This window comes from Paenibacillus sp. SEL3 (assembly GCF_054602585.1).
The window spans coordinates 405,802-421,966 of sequence record NZ_CM137725.1; the positions used below are offsets into that span (position 1 = coordinate 405,802).

A 16,165-nucleotide genomic window follows, 5' to 3' on the forward strand; every position below is an offset into this window, starting at 1 on the left:
GTAAGCAGTTAACTAAATTGAACCCTTCATCAAAAAAAGGTGAATTATTACAGTTAAAGTTCTCCACGCAGTGACCTTACCACAAACAAATGCTCTTCCTTAGATAAGGTTTGTCCATCTTCAAGAATTACATCGTGTGCCGAGTGACTAACCAGCTTTACATTATAAGCAATCAGCTGATCCTCTCTCCAAATCGTCACCGCCGACTGAAAATGAATGGCATTATCAAACTGTAACGGAACGCTCATTACATAACCAGTAGCGTTCAGCTTCGCCGGATGGCGGCTTCTACGCTCACGCCCCGGAGGAAACATGGTAATATGCGTAATATTTTCAAAAGGAATAGCCAGCATTTTCGGGCCTAAAATAACACACTTTCGTATCTCATCCCATTTTTCAAGCGTGCCGCGCACCTTCTGGGTATGACCATTGTTGCCGTGATATAAAATGACCTGACGTCCCTTCCATTGACGCATGTCCTCACCTCCAGTGCTAGCGGCTATGAATCTCCCACCGAATCGGTTCCATTCCATGCTCCTGCAAAAATGCATTGGTACGCGAAAAAGGTTTGCTGCCAAAAAAACCTCTGTGAGCCGCCAATGGACTCGGATGAACGGATTTCAGCACCAAATGCTTGCTGGTATTCACGAAGCTTGCTTTTTTCTGAGCATGGCTCCCCCACAAAATAAACACTGCTGGCTGCTCGCGCTCATTAATCGCTTCAATGACAGCATCCGTGAAACGTTCCCAACCTATTCCCTGGTGAGATTGCGGTTGTCCTTCACGAACGGTTAACACGTTGTTCAGCAGCAGCACACCTTGCTCAGCCCAAGGAACGAGGTATCCCTGATTCGGAATGGGAGTACCGATATCATCGCGAAGCTCCTTGTATATATTTAATAGAGACGGTGGCGTTCGCACACCAGGTCTAACAGAAAAGCTTAAACCGTGAGCTTGTCCCTCTCCATGATATGGATCCTGTCCCAATATAACCGCTTTGGTCAGATGAAATGGCGTTAATTTGAGTGCGGAAAACAAGTCTTCTTTTGGAGGATATACCTTATGTAACTTGTACTCTCGGGCTAACGTATACCTTAAATCATTAAAGTATGGCTTTTCGACCTCTTCTCGTAGTACATCATCCCAGTCATTCCCAAACATACTCCTGTCTCCTCTCAATATGTAAATCAGTGAAAACGGTAAGCTTTTTGATCCAAAAAAATAAGCTGAACTCCTCATCCGGAGCCAGCTTATTTATTCGTTACCTGTGTTATATGCCGAAGGACCAGGAAAATATCCTTACGGTAATCAGCTACCGCAGGTCTAAATTCGATTTCCTTATTATAACATTAACGATAATGATGTCAAGTAACTGAAAGCTTAATTCCCTCTGAAGAAAAGCTCTTTATTGCTGTATTTATTACGAGTTTGTATGAGTATTCAAGTATTCCAATGCATTATATAACATAACAGCAGCTTCGGCACGTGTAATCTCGCTTTTTGGATAAAACTTTTCATTTGCATCCAAGGTATTGACCTTGTAGACTAGCGAGCGTTGAATGCTACCTTGGTAAGAAGGCTCCAGTTCGCTGTCATCCGCAATATTCGCAGGTGCGATTTTAATCATCGGAAGAGCGCCTGCTTTTTCCATGCCCTGAATCAGCATATGGGTGAACTGTTCCTTAGTCAGAGCTTTGGCAGGATCAATATCCTTTGGAATAACCACACCATTATAATGAGCGTTGATAAAAGCTTCAGCGTACCATGCAGTATCCTTAACATGGGTAAACAGTCTACTGACCTGTGGCTCCTTGTTCAAATCAATGGCGGCCAAACTGAGCTGGAGTCCGCCGGAGATCAACTGAATGCCTTGGGCAGCGGTCACTTTAGATGACGGGAGAAACTGCGTGTCAGAGGCACCTTTGAGTAGACCCTGATCTTTAAGGGATATAATTTTTTCTTTACCGCTTACGTTATTCAAATCCTTAAATTGGCGGTCTGCCGCAGACATTTGACCTCCAACGGAAAAGGACAAAATGGCTACAGTTGTAATGGCTGCAAATGCACCTTTTCTCATACTCATGTTAAATTCCACCTTGTAGTTGAATTAGGCCGCTTGGCCATTAACAACTTCATTGACGTAGTACAAGCTGGAAAGGTTGCAGGCAGACGCCGTTGCTTCTTATGCTACATGCCTTCCTTAATATAATACCTTCTCCAGACTGCGTGCCAACTCATCATCGGGAAGGGGCTTGCGATGCGTATTCTCTAGGTAGATATATTTCTCTGTTTCTGGCATTAAATATTGTTTGGACCACAGGAACATATCCGGACTGTCTCCCTGAAGACGAAGAAATCTCCGTACAGTGTCCGCATGTGAAATAGTATTATCCAGATTGGTTAACCAATCTGCCCGGTAGAAATGCTCCCATCTTCCAGTTCCTGCGAGCGATAAAGCTTCTTTACCCATCCGGTAGCTCCAAACGGCATGAGAAGCTTGTATAAATGCTCGTGGATAATCTTTTTCAAGGAACAGCCCATAAGCGCTACATAAGCTTGCCAGTCCACGTGAACCACTTAGATGCAGTTCAATCTGCACAAGCAGTTGATTATATAGCCTGCGACATTCATCTTCAGACAACTGCTTCATGATTCGTAGACACCGCTCTCGCAGTTCAACCCAGTCGGGAATTGCCGACTCGGCTTTTTCCTTGAACCAGCGAACCTGTTCAGGAAAAGGCCTTTCTCCAGTAGCCCAGTACAGCCGTTCATCACTGCCTTCTTTGCCTTGTAGCCAATACCCCATAATTTGCCGAGCTGGATGGTGATAGAATTCCTCCCCTGCTCGATCATCCTTATGCGGGCCATAAACGATAGTGCAACGGGAATAATCCCGGTATAATTGGGAAATCTCTTGAAGCTGACTACTGTACAGCCGTCCAATAAAATCAGTAAGCTGCTCTTCAGCATCCACTTCACCCTTCATCCATAAATTTGCTACTAAATCCAGCGTATATACATGCGGCAAAATATTACCTGAATTGACCAGCAGGTACTCGTCCGCCCCTGAAGTAAACGCTGTTGTTAATTCCTCTACAATCAAGCTGGCTGAGGAGGGAAGTTGGGTAAGATGGTTCGACGCTTGCAAATCGTGGAAGGTCACATGGTAATATACTCCATTCTTGTCCCCATCCTGCGTCTCAGGCAATGCTGGTACACGATAATTAAGATTCCCATGGCGCCGAGATACCATTTTACCGTAACCATTGTCCGCCCATACTTTAATCACCCCTTCGGGTACTTCCATATGCCCCTGCTTGTATAACTCGGCAATCTCACCATACATCGCCATACAGCACACAGGATGCTCCACAAATTCACAGATCATATTGTACTGCTTGCGAACCACATACGAGATTAATTGTCCGCGTTTGTCCGGCGTATTAAAGGAAGGATCATCTTCCCAAAAAGGCTTGTCACCCTGCCCGCGAAAAGATAATACCCATACAATCTTTTCTTCCTTTTGCCGTTCAATCGCTTCCTGCCACAGCTGTTCAAACAACTCGGGATGCTCTCTGTAGCTAGCTTGTTTACCCGGAAAGGCGCGCAAAAACATCTCCGCCCCCAACGGTTCAGCATGATGATGTGTGATCCATAAACCCATGTCTGCTGCAAGCTTATGATGGATACCTGTGCGTGGTAAATCGGTTCCGGGAATCACCATATTTCCACCACAGCGCAGTAACGCTTCAAAAACGGGCTTCCACACCTCCTCCGTCGGTGGGTAATCATCCTTCCAGCCAATCAAGCATACCTCATCATTGACAAACCATCCCCGATACCGGACCTTGGACGGTATACTGTCAACATTCTGACTCGGTATTACTATGATATCCCGCTTAGGCGGTAGAATCTCCGCCCAGAACCAGAACGGCTCCACACCCAGAGCGAAACGGCTGTAATGAAGCAGTCCATAAATAATTCCCAATTCATCACGGCCAATAATATGGAGTACCGTTCCCTTGCTACCAGCAACAAAACGCAGACAATAGCCCTCTGGCCAATGCGGACAGCTATCTCCTTCCTGCGCATAACGGATAATGATCGAGGGCTCTACTTCTGTTTGCAATGGCTCGCAGCCAAACACTTGCTTATGATCTCGCGCAATCATGTTCCAAGCGTGGGCAATGGGCACACTTTCATCAGTTTGAAGATTGTATCCGCTTTCAGATGAAATAGTCAGAGGTTCACAGGCTTTCATTTATTGTCATCTCCTATTTTTTTCAACTATGAGGATTCTTCTTGTCTTTATTTTATAGGTTGTCAACATACATATAAAGCTGTACCAACGTAAATATAGCTTTTTTTCGGTAAATCATTTGAGAGTTGAAGCTTCATTTGAGAAAGAAAAAAGTAAGGAACAGGAGAGAAATAAGAAAGACTTGACTGCTACACTAAAAATGTTCCAAAAAACAGACTGCTCTTAAAGATTCAAGCGCAGCAAAAAGGAGACTTGATATGAAATTGAAAAAACGATTTGCCTCTTTGTTCCTGTTGGCATTGATGGCATTTATCCCGGTCCAGGCATATGCTTCTGGGTCCGTTCCAACCACTCCCTCTGGAATCCCGATTTCCGAAATCGAAAACAGAACAGATCAAATTATGAAAAAATATATAGGAACAGCGATTCCTGGTGCTGCGGTTTCCATAGTAAAGGACGGAATAATTGTTTTTTCAAAAGGTTACGGATACGCAAACATCGAGAAACAAACACCCATGAGTACGGAAACAACCTATATGGAGGCCGGTTCCGTATCGAAATTGTTCACCTGGACGGCAGTAATGCAACTGGTTGAGCAAGGAAAGCTGGATTTGAATACGGACATCCGCACATACTTGCCTGACGGCTTTCTCAAGCCTTCTTTTGATAAGCCTATTACCCTGAAATCACTGATGAGCCACACGGCAGGTTTTGAGGAGCGCCTGGAAAAACTTTTGGTTCATGATCCTGCTGATCTTAGGCCTCTCAAGGAGCATGTCGCACCCGAAAATCAGCCTCAACAGATTTATGAGCCTGGAACAGTGATTGCTTATTCCAACTATGGGACCAACCTAGCCGGTTATATTATAGAACGTGTATCCGGAATGCCTTTTGAAACCTATATTCAGAAACATATATTTGAGCCTCTAGACATGAAACATTCTTACTTTACACAACGGTATGATCTTATTCCAGAGGTTATCGAACATAAAGCAACAGGCTACTTCAAGAAGGATGGAAACTGGGTGGCAAAGCCGAATGTTTTCTTTAATGATGTGCCGGCTGGTGCGTTAAACATTACTTCGGAGGACATGGCTCATTTTATGCTTGCTCATCTGAACATGGACCATTCCTTAAAATATTCGCTGTTCAACAAGAATGAAACCTTGCGAGAAATGCATGAGGCTTCGTATACCCACTATCCCGAGCTTCCGGGGAATGCCCATGGCTTTTGGGAACGGTTCGCGGGAGATTATCGTGTTATCGAGCACGGTGGAAATACAGATTCATTCTCCTCTCTGGTCTCTATCGTGCCGGATCAAAACTTTGGGATCAGTATTCTGACTAATGTGGAAAATGAAATGTCCGGGGCAAGAAGCGAACTCATTGACCTGTTTGTCGGGGGTTCCCACGCTACTCCGCAAGCGGACAGCACGTTGAAGCATAGCGCGGATGTGGAGGGAAAATACCGTTCTGCTCGCGCAGTATCATCTGGTATATTGAAGCTTATACCCGTATTATCCAATGCGGAAGAAGTGGTCACAGCCAACGGCAATGGCGGAATCACTCTGAGTATTCCATCCATGAATATTCATGTTGATTATGTAGAAACCAAACCCTATTTTTTTGAACGCGTGACTCCCGGGAGCACTCCTTATGATCACGCGGGCCTAAACATCAGCCGTCTTTTTTTCTTAACCAATGCCGATGGTAAAGTGACGCAGTTGTCATATGGAGTGATCGATGACCAATTGCCGATATCCTTCCTGCAAACATCCATCTTCAGTTATATTCTGGTCGGGGGATGCGGTATTTGGTTTGCGCTTGGGTCTATTTTCGGTATTATTGGATGGCTGCGGAAGCTCAAGGACGCAAGAAAGCAGAAGAGTGCTTCACGGCTTCCCTTGCCTGACAGTGTAACCTTAATACCGCTGCTGGGTCTGCTTGTGATCATCAATCTCATTGCTTCAAGCATCCAATTGATAGGCGACCCCTATCAGCCTATGTCCAATTTCAATTTCAATATTATCTTTTTCTGGGTACTTGGGCTTGCCTTTGTACCGGCTGCCTATCTTGCTGTAAGAAAATGTAACGTTTCGGAGACTACATTATTAAGAAAGGTATACACCGCGACGCTGATTCTTTCGTTTTTAGCTATTTCGTTTTTCCTGTATTCCTATAATTTCTATTTTTTCGCATAGATCTACTTAATTTTATCCTTTTTGTAGCATAGATAGCCTCCACGACATATTTCGAGTCGAAACATAGAAAAGGCCGTCAATAGACGGTCTTTTTTGTATTCTCTTCTCTATGAACACTCTTATTCATATTTCATAAACTACTAGTGTAGCAAATATGTCTACAGAAAGAGGGTTAATTCAAATGAAACCAAAGAAAAGTGGAAAAGGCGCAGCCCCTGTCATATCCTCCCTCACTTTCTCAATCTCAGGAAATTCGGGAACTGTTTCCAGAGATTTAGTGTTCCGTGTTACAGCAGAGGATACCTTTGCCACAATACTTTTAGATGATGTATCGATATCCTTATTAAGAACATAAATTACTTGGTATTGTAGGCATTTAGTCGTAAGCTCTCGCAAAAGCGACTTGATGGCACGAATTGATACACCGTAAGCTTGCCAAAACAAAAACGCCTCCCCGTATGTTAACGGTGAGGCAGAAGGATAATTCCTTACTGCTCTTTTTGCCTTCTACTAAATACAAATTCGTTATCCGCCGACCACTAGGTTAGCGGGTAAAAGGATACACTGTATACATTCTTAATGACTCTCAGGTTCTGAATAAGCTTGGACTACTTTTTTATGAGTAGTACCTTAGGTTTAAACTGTTCCATCCGTTCCCGCTCCTCACTATGAATTAACAGAACATGGTTATGAAGAAAAATTCGTGATAATATCTATGTCATAGTAAGTGGATATGAATTAATTGTTTGGAGGGATAATTTTGACTAAAATTCACCAAAAGTTGACTGAATTAATTGGAAATACTCCTTTGCTAGCACTGTTGAACTACAGCCAAATCCAAAATATTGAGGCAAACGTGGTAGCTAAGTTGGAATATTTCAATCCGGCTGGTAGCGTTAAGGACCGCATTGGATATGCTATGATTAAAGACGCTGAGGAGAAAGGCTTAATCAATAAAGACTCCGTTATTATCGAACCAACAAGTGGAAATACTGGAATCGGACTTGCATTTGCAGCTGCAGCTCTTGGATATAAACTTATAATTACACTTCCTGAAACGTTTAGTATCGAACGTCGCAAGCTTTTGACTGCGTTCGGTGCTGAGCTTGTGTTAACACCGGGATCCGAGGGGATGAAAGGCGCTATCAAGCGTGCTGAACTATTGGCTGCCGAAACACCAAACTCTTTCATACCACAGCAGTTTAGCAATCCTGCCAATCCAGAAATCCACCGCAAAACTACAGCTGTAGAAATCTGGCATGATACGGATGGCGGTGTAGATATTTTTATTGCGGGCGTAGGTACAGGTGGAACTATTTCGGGCGTTGGCCAGGGATTGAAGGAACGAAAACCTTCTGTAAAAGTGATAGCCGTCGAACCGTTCGATTCACCAGTGCTGTCTGGCGGTACTCCAGGTTCACATCAACTACAAGGACTCGGTGCTGGTTTCATTCCAAATAACTTTAATGAAGAATATGTGGATGAGGTTTTCAAAGTTAAAAACGAAGATGCATTTGAAACTGCACGCCTGCTTGCCAAAACAGAAGGGCTGCTTGTTGGTATTTCTTCTGGGGCTGCGGTTTATGCAGCAACACAAATTGCAAAGCTTTCAGAAAACAAAGGCAAGACGATCGTGGTCATATTACCTGATACAGGTGAGCGTTATTTGTCCACTCCGCTTTTCTCAGACGTAGAATAATAACAAAAGAGGCAGGAATCCAGCTGCCTCTTTTGTTAATTTCCCAAGTACACAAGCATGAGCGCATAGAATTGTTTCATTAACCTGAATTGATTTCTTTCTTCGCTAGCGGTCCATTTTTTTGCACAACAAATGGACCGTTAGCGAAGAAAAAGTTACCTTGGCCCAGCCCGATGTTGTTGTAGCTCATCAGGCTTTTTCTGTAAAAGTGAGCTTCTCCGTAGTAGTTTTGTACCACTCTGTAAGCCTCTTTCTTTAACTTGATGCGGGTGTAACGCATCATCATCAGGAAGTCTTCGATTGCGATATGAGAATTCTGTTTTTTAATATATCTGTGACCCATTTTTGATTAGGTTTGTCCGCCTTGAAATCCTGTTTTAACAGATTTTTCGCCACACGACCTTTCGTAGAGGAAGCATAGTTGCAGCGATGTTTCTGGCGAATTTGTGAGCGGATTCCCAAGACCTGCATGAGCCGGAGTACCTTTTTATGGTTCATCCAGACTCCATGATCGTGCTGCAAAAGTAGTTGAATTTGGCGATAGCCGTAGACCCCGTTATACTGCTCATACACTTTCTTCACAAGTGCTTTCGCGTCCCGATCTCGATCTGCTCCTCTACGCTTTAAGAAGGCGTAATATCCACTTCTGGAGACTTTGAAAAGCGTACACAGCTTGCTAATAGGATAGTCTTTCGCAGCTTTCTCAATGGTTATATATTTGTGTGCTTCATCTCCTGTATCCAGATTTCCAAACACTTTTTTAGCATGTCATTTTCCCGTCTCAGCTTCTGTACATACCTATCCTGGTCGATATACTCCTTACGCCGTCCTCGCTGGTCCATGAGCCCGAATTCACCGAGTTGCTTGTATTTGCGCATCCATTCTTTTAATCGATGTCGATCTGCGATCCCAAACTTCTCCATGAGTCTACGATACGTCCAACCTTCTTCAATATGGAGTCGTATGGCCTCTACCTTGGTTTCAAACGTATACTTGTTAAACTTTGTCCCCTTTTTCGCCGGCATAAAAAATGCAACCCTTAGATTTCATCGGATAAACCAGAGGTTTATTCCAATGTCTATTCTAAGGGGTGCACTTCAAGTTAGGGTTTTGTTTATTTATTTTTACGATATTGGTTAATATCGCTTTTAGGTTAGCAACAGACCCGGGATCAAAGACTTTTTTATCAACTTTTAGTGCAACCTTTTTAGTCTTCACCTTACTGTGGGGGGTAACGGGATTACTGAATTAATTTCATTAATCCACAATAAAAATAGGATAAAAACCGACTATAAAAATGAGCAAATTGGCAGAGAACAATATCGTAGGGGAATAATAGCTTTTAGAGTATGTATCTTTGTAAATGTAGTTATCTTGTTGCTGTTACATTTTAACTTTGGTATGTTATCAGTAATTGGGACATGTTAAATATATATATAAATTCACAAAAGCTCTCGTCGGAATGCAGTAATCATTAAGCTATCTTAAAACGATAGTTAAACCAACATAGAGATCCTTGTTACATCAATACTGGCTTAATCAACGACATATGGAGGTTAATTAGGCAATGGATAACTGGAATGATGGTAATACTCAGGAACAGAATGAGATTTATATTGACCAACTGATTGGCGAGATTGATCATATTCTACATAAAATAATTAACGAGCTAGGAAAGCTAGGTATAGCATACGGTATCATTAAGGAATTTAGTTATGCTCCTGAGGAGCCACCGACCTGGACTATTAGTATTGAGGACTCTAAAACCGTACTCACCTTGGACATCTTATTTCAATATATGAGCCAGCATAGAAACATCAGGGATGCGTTGACTCATTTTATGCATGATCACTTTCCGACTTTACTTAACCAGAGTATAAACGGCGAAGGCTTTTCAACAAACGGGACATGATTGTTGAATACCATAAGGCGCTATAAGTCTGCTCAACAATGTATGGTATTAGGCGCTAATTTGACTATTTTTAAAATTGAGTTGTTTATCATTTTAAAGCATTATAAGATGATTTCAGACATCGATGTACTTTAAAAAGAAAGAGAAGAAGATATGAAGGCTGAAATTGAAAAAATACCGTCTTGTAGAATTGCATACATGAGACAGATTGGTCCTTATGGAATTGCAAATTCACAACTAATGGAGAAATTTAAATTCTGGGTTGAATCTAATGAATTATTTAATAATACGTCTATTATCCTCGGTATTGCTCAAGATAATCCTACATTTGTAAAACCGGAAAATTGTCGCTACGATGCGTGTTTGATTGTTCCAAATGATTACTGTGTTGATGCTTATGAAGTAATCCTGAGCAACATTAGTGGAGGAAGATACGCTGTTTTTAAGATAAATCATACAGCAGAAGCTGTTCAAAAAGCTTGGGCTGAAATATTCCTGGAGTTGGAAAATCAAAGGTTCAGCTTAGATGAAACCAGACCTATCTTAGAGCGATATACAGTTGAACTTATTAATAATCATTATTGCGAAATTTGCGTTCCTATTCAATAGACGTATTGAGAGATATAAGTTGTTTCTATTAATGAAGGTAGTCTAATACTATTCTCTGTTATAAAAGTAAAAGCCCTCCGTTTAAGAGGGCTTTTGTTTATATCAATGTATCATTATCATCTTTGCTGTGAAGGAATTATCTCGTAAGTTGCAGTATTATTCATATCTGAGTTTGCTTTTCTGGTTCCTCTTCTAATGCTGGATGTTTTAGTTCAAGATATTTAGTATAATTTGTTGTCGTTAACAACTCCTTTATCTTTGAATCAAGTATCTCCAAGAAACTGTATCCTTCCTCGATCAATCTAAAGTCTTCTTTAGAGTGAACTTAAAAGTGGATGGAAAGACAATTCAAATTGATTCATCGAATAATTCTTCTTCACAACAAGCAAATGCTGAAGTGAAAACTGTCGCAGGTAAATACCAAGGATGGCCTATTTATAATTTGGAAGAGAGGAAAACTGAGCTTGAGAGATTTGTAACAGATACAGAAAGTGACAAGGGAAATATGGTGAAGTCTCTTGAGATTTCTTCTAAGAAGACGGAGTCTACTTCAGATAAGTTTGCGGAAATCAGAGAAAAAAATGTTGAAGAAACAAAGAAAAATATACAAGAAGCTGAAACTAATATAGCTAAATATACATCATCGATTTTAATGTTACAGCTCGCAAAGGCACGTGCACCTTCCCGTCAACGACTATGGCATTTTCGGAAAGTGAATTCCCATTTCCCTTGACTACATATTCCCCAGCGACCTTCTCTCCGACTAAAGATTTGATTGGATCCGCAAATGCACTGCCAGCCGTAGCAACAACCGCACCTCCTGCATAGTACATTGTCCTAATATTCCCATCGGCAGAAGATACAGTAAACATGATGTTGTCGAACTACTAGAACTTCCACCTGCTGGAATATTGACGGTGACTACCGTTCTTCCTTGACTGTATAGTTTTAATTTTCTAGTACCCGGATCAAAAGTAGCATTAATGATTAAACCGTTAAAAAGATCACCACGAATTTCTCCAATTTCATTTTGTAAACTGGTCAATTTGTTCTGAACGCCTTCAACGGCACCGATCTTTAGTCCGCTTACTGTCGCATTACTGAAATCTATTTCACTTTAAAAATAAACCATATTCCGTGTATTTGATATATACTCCAGCCATATTCCCTAAATGAAACCCGTTTGAATCTCCGTATAGACTTCCTCTTAGACTTCCATTATCCATAAAGAGTAAGGCTCCACCATCATTATATTGCCCTAAAGAAATAGCTTCTCCATCGCGCGAGTTATAAGCAGTAAGAGCAGTAGAATTTCTTTCAATACGGCGACCTTCTTTCGCTATTCGAAATAAGGTCCTAGTCATGATGCCTCCCTCGATTTCATTACCAATTAATTTACTACCTCGTATTGGATTCCGACGCGGTGAGTTAATTGCTTTAGACGAAGACGATTGCGACTTTGAAAACAACAAATTGAGGATTGACGAGAGCATTTCAAGCACCAAAAATGGCCAGGCGGACATTACAGATACCAAGAATGAAGCATCTAACGATATGTAGATATGCCGCAGTGGTATATGGAGGAACTGGTCGCTCATGCTAAAGGCATGAGTAAACTAAGGTTTGAGGCAAAGGCAAATGGGACATGGAAAGGCGGGGATCGTAACTTTGTTTTTCATTCAGGTACAGGGAAACCCTATTACCATACAACGCCGTCCCAGCAGTGGAAAAACTGATGTGAGCGGCACGGCTTCCGTAATGTATCACTTTATGGTCTCCGCCATACAAATGCAACGTATTTGCTTGGCCAGGGAGCATCTGTCAAGGAGATTCAACATCAATTGCGACATTCCACATCTCAGGTGTCTTCAGATACCTATGCTCACGTCACCAAGAAGCTTAGTCGTAAAACAAAAGCACACCTCGATGTCTTCGATCCAAAAGTTCGTCCCCAATCCGTCCCCAGGAGCGAAAAAGGCGCTCACTCCCTGTGATCCTGTGATATGGAATCGAGGATTTCAATCACTAAAAAAATAAAAAACCCCTTGATAATCAAGGGGTTCAAAAAAACAATAGTGCCGAGGACCGGGATCGAACCGGTACGGTAGTCACCTACCGCAGGATTTTAAGTCCTGTGCGTCTGCCAATTCCGCCACCCCGGCATAATCTTAGGAACGCTACTCTTTACACTTACTTGTCTTACAAGTATCTGAGAAACACAGAAGTGTTCTCGTTATGTAAATGTCGTTCAACCGGGCACCAACATATAATACGATAATTTCATCGGATTGTAAAGTGTTTTTTTAAAAAAATAATAAAATTTTCTTTTTGTATAACTTATGCACATTTGAATTACACTAATAAACGTCTTTCCAAACTACCAGAAGGGGTGTTACGAATGCGTGAAGGTATGATTCCAGCTGTTCTTGGAACGGTAGTATCGGCTTCAGGCGCTGTGTTGCTGAGCAGTAAGTACAAACTTGCAGCTACAGGCATTCTCGGTTTCGGACTGGCTCATGTTGTTCTGGGAGCGATTGATCTGATTGAGCATCGCTAGTTGTTTGGGAAGTGCCGGGCGGGATTTACTCCCCCCGGTTTTATTTTTATCAACGTTTAGTCTGGAGTACAAACGTTTATGTAAAGTATAGAAGCTGAATGTACCTAATAAAAGGAGCTGTGATGTGCTATGAGAGATAATAACTCTGAAAAGAATCGTACTGACGATCAAATTGAACATAAACAATCCCTGGACAAGCGCGAGCCAGGATTTAATCGCATTCCTGACACTGATGCGGATACACCTGCTGCTACTGATATGATCGATGAAGCCATAGGTCGCGGGATAGACAAGTTACGTAACGATTTCACAAAATAAAGCATGGGTAATAGGACATAGGTTTAAAGTAGCCCTTAATGCATTTGTTTTGATATGTACAGCGATTTCGTAAAATCACTTAAAGATCAGCATGATCCAGCCAATGATCGAGATCCACAGCACGATGCTGATTAAGAGTCCACACATGATACCAAAAGAGAAATTACCTTCATTCTTTGGCATGGTACTGCCAAATTTCAATCTAAGCTTCATTTGATTCCAGTTCATAGAACCCCCTCCTTAAGTTCTATTTCGGAATATGAAGCTTGTTTTTGTAGACCTATAGTCATGTTTTTAAAAAATAAAAAAAGGGTTTTTCGTCCTATCATCCTGATCGCGGAAACAGGATTACAGCTATACCGACCAAACAAATCAATCCACCAATGAAATCGTACAAGTCGGGTGTCTTTTTATCAATCCACCAGCCCCATGCAATGGAAAGAACAATAAAGACACCACCATATGCTGCATATACACGCCCAAAGGAGGAAAATACCTGAAAGGTAGCAATAATTCCATACACAGCTAAAATTAATCCGCCGCAAAGTCCGACATACCATGTCTTCCCTTCCCGCAGCCACTGCCAAATCAAATATCCTCCTCCAATTTCAGCGATGCCAGCCAATATAAAAAGTAAAGCTGCCTTTAGCACCATTTCACATCCCTAATTCTTTAAATTTTTTTTGATTTTTTTGGGATATCTCATTAGAGCACTCGACCTAAAATGATAATCAATGCAATCACACCAACCAGAATCAGCAGGTTGCTGACCTGACGCCATAAGCTAGGCACTCCCTCGGAGTGAAGCTTCCGCTGATTGGCATCAAAGTTCGCTTTTGCTCCTTCAGCATCTGCTGATCTAGAGAAGGGTCTGTTTTCTTCATTCATAAGAGTACCTCCTTTTCAATCCACTTTAATCATACCAAACTTTTCCGTCGATTTCGCGTTGCTTTTATGTATATACTTACCACATATTTCTGATTGCATCTTCATATATGTGAAGTGTACCCCCTTATGTCAATATTTCGCTGAATATAAAGTCTGATGTCGAATCAAGGTAGAGTGGGTATTTAGACGTCTTTCATTGCAGGACGGTAGTTATGGTATAATTTAGTCAACTTGTTCAAGATCGTAACCAGTGCTCAATTGTTTACTCAACTTGCAATTAAATTCACATCCAAGAATCCACATTCCGTTTACAACCTGCATATTCTGTTTGTAAACCCAGGAGGAGGATACCGATGTCCCCAATCTTTTTAGCAAGTTTAATGATAATGGGTATATTTTTATTTCAGGCAGCCATCGTTTTCGGCATCATACATTGGATTTCGAAACGCACTCAACGTCCAGCACAAACCAAAATGTATCTCACAATGAGTTTGCTCGTTGTAATTTTAGGCTTCCTTGTATGGGACAACTGGATACACTCACAGGAATTCAATGGATGGGCCATGATTAGTCTGCTGGTGATTATTATTAGTGCCTATATACAGCTTAGAAAGCAAAAAGAAAAATACTAATCCCATTACCATGCATCAAAGGAGGAGCGCCATGAAATCTCACTCAACACGCTTTTGGTTACAGAGGGTGCTACTGCTAATGCTTGTTTTACTCTTCAGCGGCTCTCAGCAATCGTTCATTGTTGCCGATGCCGCCCCGCCAATTAATGTTCAGGCCTCTGCCAAAGCCAAGCAATTACTTGCCTACCTATCTAATGTACCGGATGGTATGCTAATTTCCGGGCAGCATGATTACTTAGAGGCACCGGATGAACAAAATAACAAGCTACAACAAATCAGCGGACAATACGCAGGGCTTCACGGCTATGAGTTTGGAGGATTAGCCAATCAGTCTCTTACGGCCCTACGAGAGCAACGTCAGCATGTTGTGAATAGTGCTATCCAATGGAGTCGGGGCGGCGGAATCGTAGCTGTTACCTTCCATCAGGCGCTACCGGGCAAACCCAAAACGTGGAAAAACGTACAAGCAAAAATTACTCAAGCTGAATTTAATCGTTACATCACGCCAGGTACCCCGCAATATAAACAACTGATCGCCGATCTGGATGAGGTGGCTCTGTCCCTTAAGACCTTACGAGACGCGGATGTACCTGTTTTATGGAGGCCCTATCATGAAATGAACGGCAACTGGTTTTGGTGGGGAGACAAGCAAAATTACGCCAAGTTGTGGAATTTAATGTATGATCGATTTACTCATGTCCATCATCTGGATAACCTGTTGTGGGTGTGGAGTCCCAATGCCCCAAACGCATATAGCACTCCTTATGATCTTTCCTTCCCAGGTATTAACCGGGTAGATATTCTTGCAGCTGATATCTATAACAATGATTACAAATCCTCTTACTACACCGAATTACTAAAGCTTGCGCAGGGCAAGCCTATGGGAATCGGAGAAAGTAATATTCTGCCGAGTGCGAAGGTGCTGCAGAACCAGCCAGCCTGGGCCTATGCCATGACATGGGGTAAGGAACTGTCGGCAACCAATTCACAAGCAGCAATCAGACATTTTATGAACCAAAATAATATCATTACACGAGACCTTCTTCATGAATCTCTGGACTGAAAGAAAAAAGCTTTCACTTCGCTCT

22 protein-coding genes and 1 tRNA gene are annotated in these 16,165 nt (G+C 42.0%); 10 read left to right on the forward strand and 13 right to left on the reverse strand.

Going from position 1 to position 16,165, the window contains the following annotated elements; translation table 11 throughout:
• Nucleotides 1-53: 53 nt before the first annotated feature.
• The 4 genes from ACYCS5_RS02010 to ACYCS5_RS02025 form a co-directional block, all read right to left on the reverse strand.
• Nucleotides 54-476: a YolD-like family protein gene (locus ACYCS5_RS02010; RefSeq protein WP_029517688.1), complete on the reverse strand. Its 423-nt coding sequence runs from the start codon at nucleotides 474-476 to the stop codon at nucleotides 54-56.
• 16 nt (nucleotides 477-492) lie between these two features.
• A complete protein-coding gene (locus tag ACYCS5_RS02015) occupies nucleotides 493-1,161 on the reverse strand; it encodes a uracil-DNA glycosylase (RefSeq protein WP_029517689.1) in 669 nt (222 codons plus the stop codon).
• A 259-nt stretch (nucleotides 1,162-1,420) separates the two neighbouring features.
• Complete coding sequence (locus ACYCS5_RS02020; protein WP_341039612.1) at nucleotides 1,421-2,083, reverse strand: S-layer homology domain-containing protein; 663 nt, start codon at nucleotides 2,081-2,083, stop codon at nucleotides 1,421-1,423.
• Between the two features lie 117 nt (nucleotides 2,084-2,200).
• Nucleotides 2,201-4,261, reverse strand: coding sequence for a glycosyl hydrolase 115 family protein (locus tag ACYCS5_RS02025; RefSeq protein WP_459760719.1), 2,061 nt, complete (start codon nucleotides 4,259-4,261; stop codon nucleotides 2,201-2,203).
• Between the two features lie 257 nt (nucleotides 4,262-4,518).
• On the opposite strand from ACYCS5_RS02025, the gene ACYCS5_RS02030 reads away from it, so the two are divergent.
• On the forward strand, nucleotides 4,519-6,462 hold the full coding sequence (locus ACYCS5_RS02030) for a serine hydrolase domain-containing protein (RefSeq protein ID WP_459760720.1): 1,944 nt from the start codon (nucleotides 4,519-4,521) through the stop codon (nucleotides 6,460-6,462).
• Nucleotides 6,463-6,639: 177 nt separating this feature from the next.
• On the opposite strand, the gene ACYCS5_RS02035 is transcribed toward ACYCS5_RS02030, so the two are convergent.
• Complete coding sequence (locus ACYCS5_RS02035) at nucleotides 6,640-6,906, reverse strand: hypothetical protein (RefSeq protein ID WP_459760721.1); 267 nt, start codon at nucleotides 6,904-6,906, stop codon at nucleotides 6,640-6,642.
• A gap of 316 nt (nucleotides 6,907-7,222) precedes the next feature.
• Between ACYCS5_RS02035 and cysK the strand changes: the two genes are divergently transcribed.
• On the forward strand, nucleotides 7,223-8,161 hold the full coding sequence (gene cysK, locus ACYCS5_RS02040; protein ID WP_459760722.1) for a cysteine synthase A: 939 nt from the start codon (nucleotides 7,223-7,225) through the stop codon (nucleotides 8,159-8,161).
• Nucleotides 8,162-8,240: 79 nt separating this feature from the next.
• Here the strand turns inward: cysK and ACYCS5_RS02045 are convergent, their stop codons facing one another.
• From ACYCS5_RS02045 to ACYCS5_RS02055, 3 genes are read right to left on the reverse strand one after another with little or no spacing between them, the layout of a single operon-like run.
• Nucleotides 8,241-8,447 (reverse strand): hypothetical protein, encoded by a 207-nt coding sequence (locus ACYCS5_RS02045; protein ID WP_165150340.1) that lies wholly within the window; start codon nucleotides 8,445-8,447, stop codon nucleotides 8,241-8,243.
• Nucleotides 8,447-8,917 carry an IS3 family transposase gene (locus ACYCS5_RS02050; RefSeq protein ID WP_459760723.1) on the reverse strand — a complete coding sequence of 157 codons (471 nt, stop codon included), beginning with the start codon at nucleotides 8,915-8,917 and terminating at the stop codon, nucleotides 8,447-8,449. The genes ACYCS5_RS02045 and ACYCS5_RS02050 overlap by 1 nt, the downstream gene beginning before the upstream one ends.
• Complete coding sequence (locus tag ACYCS5_RS02055) at nucleotides 8,872-9,186, reverse strand: transposase (RefSeq protein ID WP_459760724.1); 315 nt, start codon at nucleotides 9,184-9,186, stop codon at nucleotides 8,872-8,874. Before ACYCS5_RS02055 ends, ACYCS5_RS02050 begins: the two co-directional genes overlap by 46 nt.
• A gap of 542 nt (nucleotides 9,187-9,728) precedes the next feature.
• On the opposite strand from ACYCS5_RS02055, the gene ACYCS5_RS02060 reads away from it, so the two are divergent.
• From ACYCS5_RS02060 to ACYCS5_RS02070, 3 genes are all read left to right on the forward strand, one after another.
• The gene (locus tag ACYCS5_RS02060; protein ID WP_165149147.1) at nucleotides 9,729-10,073 is read left to right on the forward strand and encodes a hypothetical protein; all 345 of its coding nucleotides are present in this window, start codon (nucleotides 9,729-9,731) and stop codon (nucleotides 10,071-10,073) included.
• A 153-nt stretch (nucleotides 10,074-10,226) separates the two neighbouring features.
• Nucleotides 10,227-10,682, forward strand: a complete 456-nt coding sequence (locus ACYCS5_RS02065) for an AraC family transcriptional regulator (RefSeq protein WP_165149145.1) — start codon at nucleotides 10,227-10,229, stop codon at nucleotides 10,680-10,682.
• Between the two features lie 331 nt (nucleotides 10,683-11,013).
• Entirely contained in the window at nucleotides 11,014-11,415 is a 402-nt protein-coding gene (locus tag ACYCS5_RS02070) for a hypothetical protein (RefSeq protein WP_459760725.1), read from the forward strand.
• Nucleotides 11,416-11,794: 379 nt separating this feature from the next.
• Here the strand turns inward: ACYCS5_RS02070 and ACYCS5_RS02075 are convergent, their stop codons facing one another.
• Nucleotides 11,795-12,046, reverse strand: a complete 252-nt coding sequence (locus tag ACYCS5_RS02075) for a hypothetical protein (RefSeq protein ID WP_459760726.1) — start codon at nucleotides 12,044-12,046, stop codon at nucleotides 11,795-11,797.
• A gap of 198 nt (nucleotides 12,047-12,244) precedes the next feature.
• Here ACYCS5_RS02075 and ACYCS5_RS02080 point away from each other — a divergent pair, with 198 nt between their 5' ends.
• The gene (locus ACYCS5_RS02080) at nucleotides 12,245-12,418 is read left to right on the forward strand and encodes a hypothetical protein (RefSeq protein ID WP_203055954.1); all 174 of its coding nucleotides are present in this window, start codon (nucleotides 12,245-12,247) and stop codon (nucleotides 12,416-12,418) included.
• A 340-nt stretch (nucleotides 12,419-12,758) separates the two neighbouring features.
• Here the strand turns inward: ACYCS5_RS02080 and ACYCS5_RS02085 are convergent.
• A tRNA-Leu gene (locus tag ACYCS5_RS02085) sits at nucleotides 12,759-12,844 on the reverse strand.
• Nucleotides 12,845-13,080: 236 nt separating this feature from the next.
• Between ACYCS5_RS02085 and ACYCS5_RS02090 the strand changes: the two genes are divergently transcribed.
• Together ACYCS5_RS02090 and ACYCS5_RS02095 are read left to right on the forward strand one after the other, a co-directional pair.
• Complete coding sequence (locus ACYCS5_RS02090; RefSeq protein ID WP_013311032.1) at nucleotides 13,081-13,239, forward strand: hypothetical protein; 159 nt, start codon at nucleotides 13,081-13,083, stop codon at nucleotides 13,237-13,239.
• A 129-nt stretch (nucleotides 13,240-13,368) separates the two neighbouring features.
• Entirely contained in the window at nucleotides 13,369-13,557 is a 189-nt protein-coding gene (locus ACYCS5_RS02095; protein WP_023989396.1) for a hypothetical protein, read from the forward strand.
• A gap of 75 nt (nucleotides 13,558-13,632) precedes the next feature.
• Here ACYCS5_RS02095 and ACYCS5_RS02100 read toward each other — a convergent pair whose 3' ends face one another.
• From ACYCS5_RS02100 to ACYCS5_RS02110, 3 genes are all read right to left on the reverse strand, one after another.
• Nucleotides 13,633-13,785 (reverse strand): hypothetical protein, encoded by a 153-nt coding sequence (locus ACYCS5_RS02100; protein ID WP_165149143.1) that lies wholly within the window; start codon nucleotides 13,783-13,785, stop codon nucleotides 13,633-13,635.
• 97 nt (nucleotides 13,786-13,882) lie between these two features.
• Nucleotides 13,883-14,209: a YnfA family protein gene (locus ACYCS5_RS02105; protein ID WP_029517707.1), complete on the reverse strand. Its 327-nt coding sequence runs from the start codon at nucleotides 14,207-14,209 to the stop codon at nucleotides 13,883-13,885.
• Nucleotides 14,210-14,262: 53 nt separating this feature from the next.
• A complete protein-coding gene (locus ACYCS5_RS02110) occupies nucleotides 14,263-14,445 on the reverse strand; it encodes a hypothetical protein (RefSeq protein ID WP_029517708.1) in 183 nt (60 codons plus the stop codon).
• Between the two features lie 353 nt (nucleotides 14,446-14,798).
• Here ACYCS5_RS02110 and ACYCS5_RS02115 point away from each other — a divergent pair, with 353 nt between their 5' ends.
• Both ACYCS5_RS02115 and ACYCS5_RS02120 read left to right on the forward strand, forming a co-directional pair.
• Complete coding sequence (locus ACYCS5_RS02115; protein WP_029517709.1) at nucleotides 14,799-15,077, forward strand: hypothetical protein; 279 nt, start codon at nucleotides 14,799-14,801, stop codon at nucleotides 15,075-15,077.
• Nucleotides 15,078-15,108: 31 nt separating this feature from the next.
• Nucleotides 15,109-16,140, forward strand: coding sequence for a glycosyl hydrolase (locus tag ACYCS5_RS02120; protein WP_029517710.1), 1,032 nt, complete (start codon nucleotides 15,109-15,111; stop codon nucleotides 16,138-16,140).
• The last annotated feature ends 25 nt before the right edge of the window (nucleotides 16,141-16,165 follow it).

Bases quoted from the DNA above. Each gene is read 5' to 3' on its own strand.
- ACYCS5_RS02030 (WP_459760720.1), top strand. From the start codon at position 4,519: ATGAAATTGAAAAAACGATTTGCCTCTTTGTTCCTGTTGGCATTGATG.
- ACYCS5_RS02120 (WP_029517710.1), top strand. From the start codon at position 15,109: ATGAAATCTCACTCAACACGCTTTTGGTTACAGAGGGTGCTACTGCTA.
- ACYCS5_RS02065 (WP_165149145.1), top strand. From the start codon at position 10,227: ATGAAGGCTGAAATTGAAAAAATACCGTCTTGTAGAATTGCATACATG.
- ACYCS5_RS02010 (WP_029517688.1), bottom strand. From the start codon at position 476: ATGCGTCAATGGAAGGGACGTCAGGTCATTTTATATCACGGCAACAAT.
- ACYCS5_RS02095 (WP_023989396.1), top strand. From the start codon at position 13,369: ATGAGAGATAATAACTCTGAAAAGAATCGTACTGACGATCAAATTGAA.
- ACYCS5_RS02080 (WP_203055954.1), top strand. From the start codon at position 12,245: ATGCCGCAGTGGTATATGGAGGAACTGGTCGCTCATGCTAAAGGCATG.
- ACYCS5_RS02110 (WP_029517708.1), bottom strand. From the start codon at position 14,445: ATGAATGAAGAAAACAGACCCTTCTCTAGATCAGCAGATGCTGAAGGA.
- ACYCS5_RS02075 (WP_459760726.1), bottom strand. From the start codon at position 12,046: ATGACTAGGACCTTATTTCGAATAGCGAAAGAAGGTCGCCGTATTGAA.
- ACYCS5_RS02020 (WP_341039612.1), bottom strand. From the start codon at position 2,083: ATGAGTATGAGAAAAGGTGCATTTGCAGCCATTACAACTGTAGCCATT.
- ACYCS5_RS02055 (WP_459760724.1), bottom strand. From the start codon at position 9,186: ATGCCGGCGAAAAAGGGGACAAAGTTTAACAAGTATACGTTTGAAACC.
- ACYCS5_RS02045 (WP_165150340.1), bottom strand. From the start codon at position 8,447: ATGATGATGCGTTACACCCGCATCAAGTTAAAGAAAGAGGCTTACAGA.
- ACYCS5_RS02100 (WP_165149143.1), bottom strand. From the start codon at position 13,785: ATGAACTGGAATCAAATGAAGCTTAGATTGAAATTTGGCAGTACCATG.
- ACYCS5_RS02090 (WP_013311032.1), top strand. From the start codon at position 13,081: ATGCGTGAAGGTATGATTCCAGCTGTTCTTGGAACGGTAGTATCGGCT.
- ACYCS5_RS02025 (WP_459760719.1), bottom strand. From the start codon at position 4,261: ATGAAAGCCTGTGAACCTCTGACTATTTCATCTGAAAGCGGATACAAT.
- ACYCS5_RS02015 (WP_029517689.1), bottom strand. From the start codon at position 1,161: ATGTTTGGGAATGACTGGGATGATGTACTACGAGAAGAGGTCGAAAAG.
- ACYCS5_RS02060 (WP_165149147.1), top strand. From the start codon at position 9,729: ATGGATAACTGGAATGATGGTAATACTCAGGAACAGAATGAGATTTAT.
- ACYCS5_RS02115 (WP_029517709.1), top strand. From the start codon at position 14,799: ATGTCCCCAATCTTTTTAGCAAGTTTAATGATAATGGGTATATTTTTA.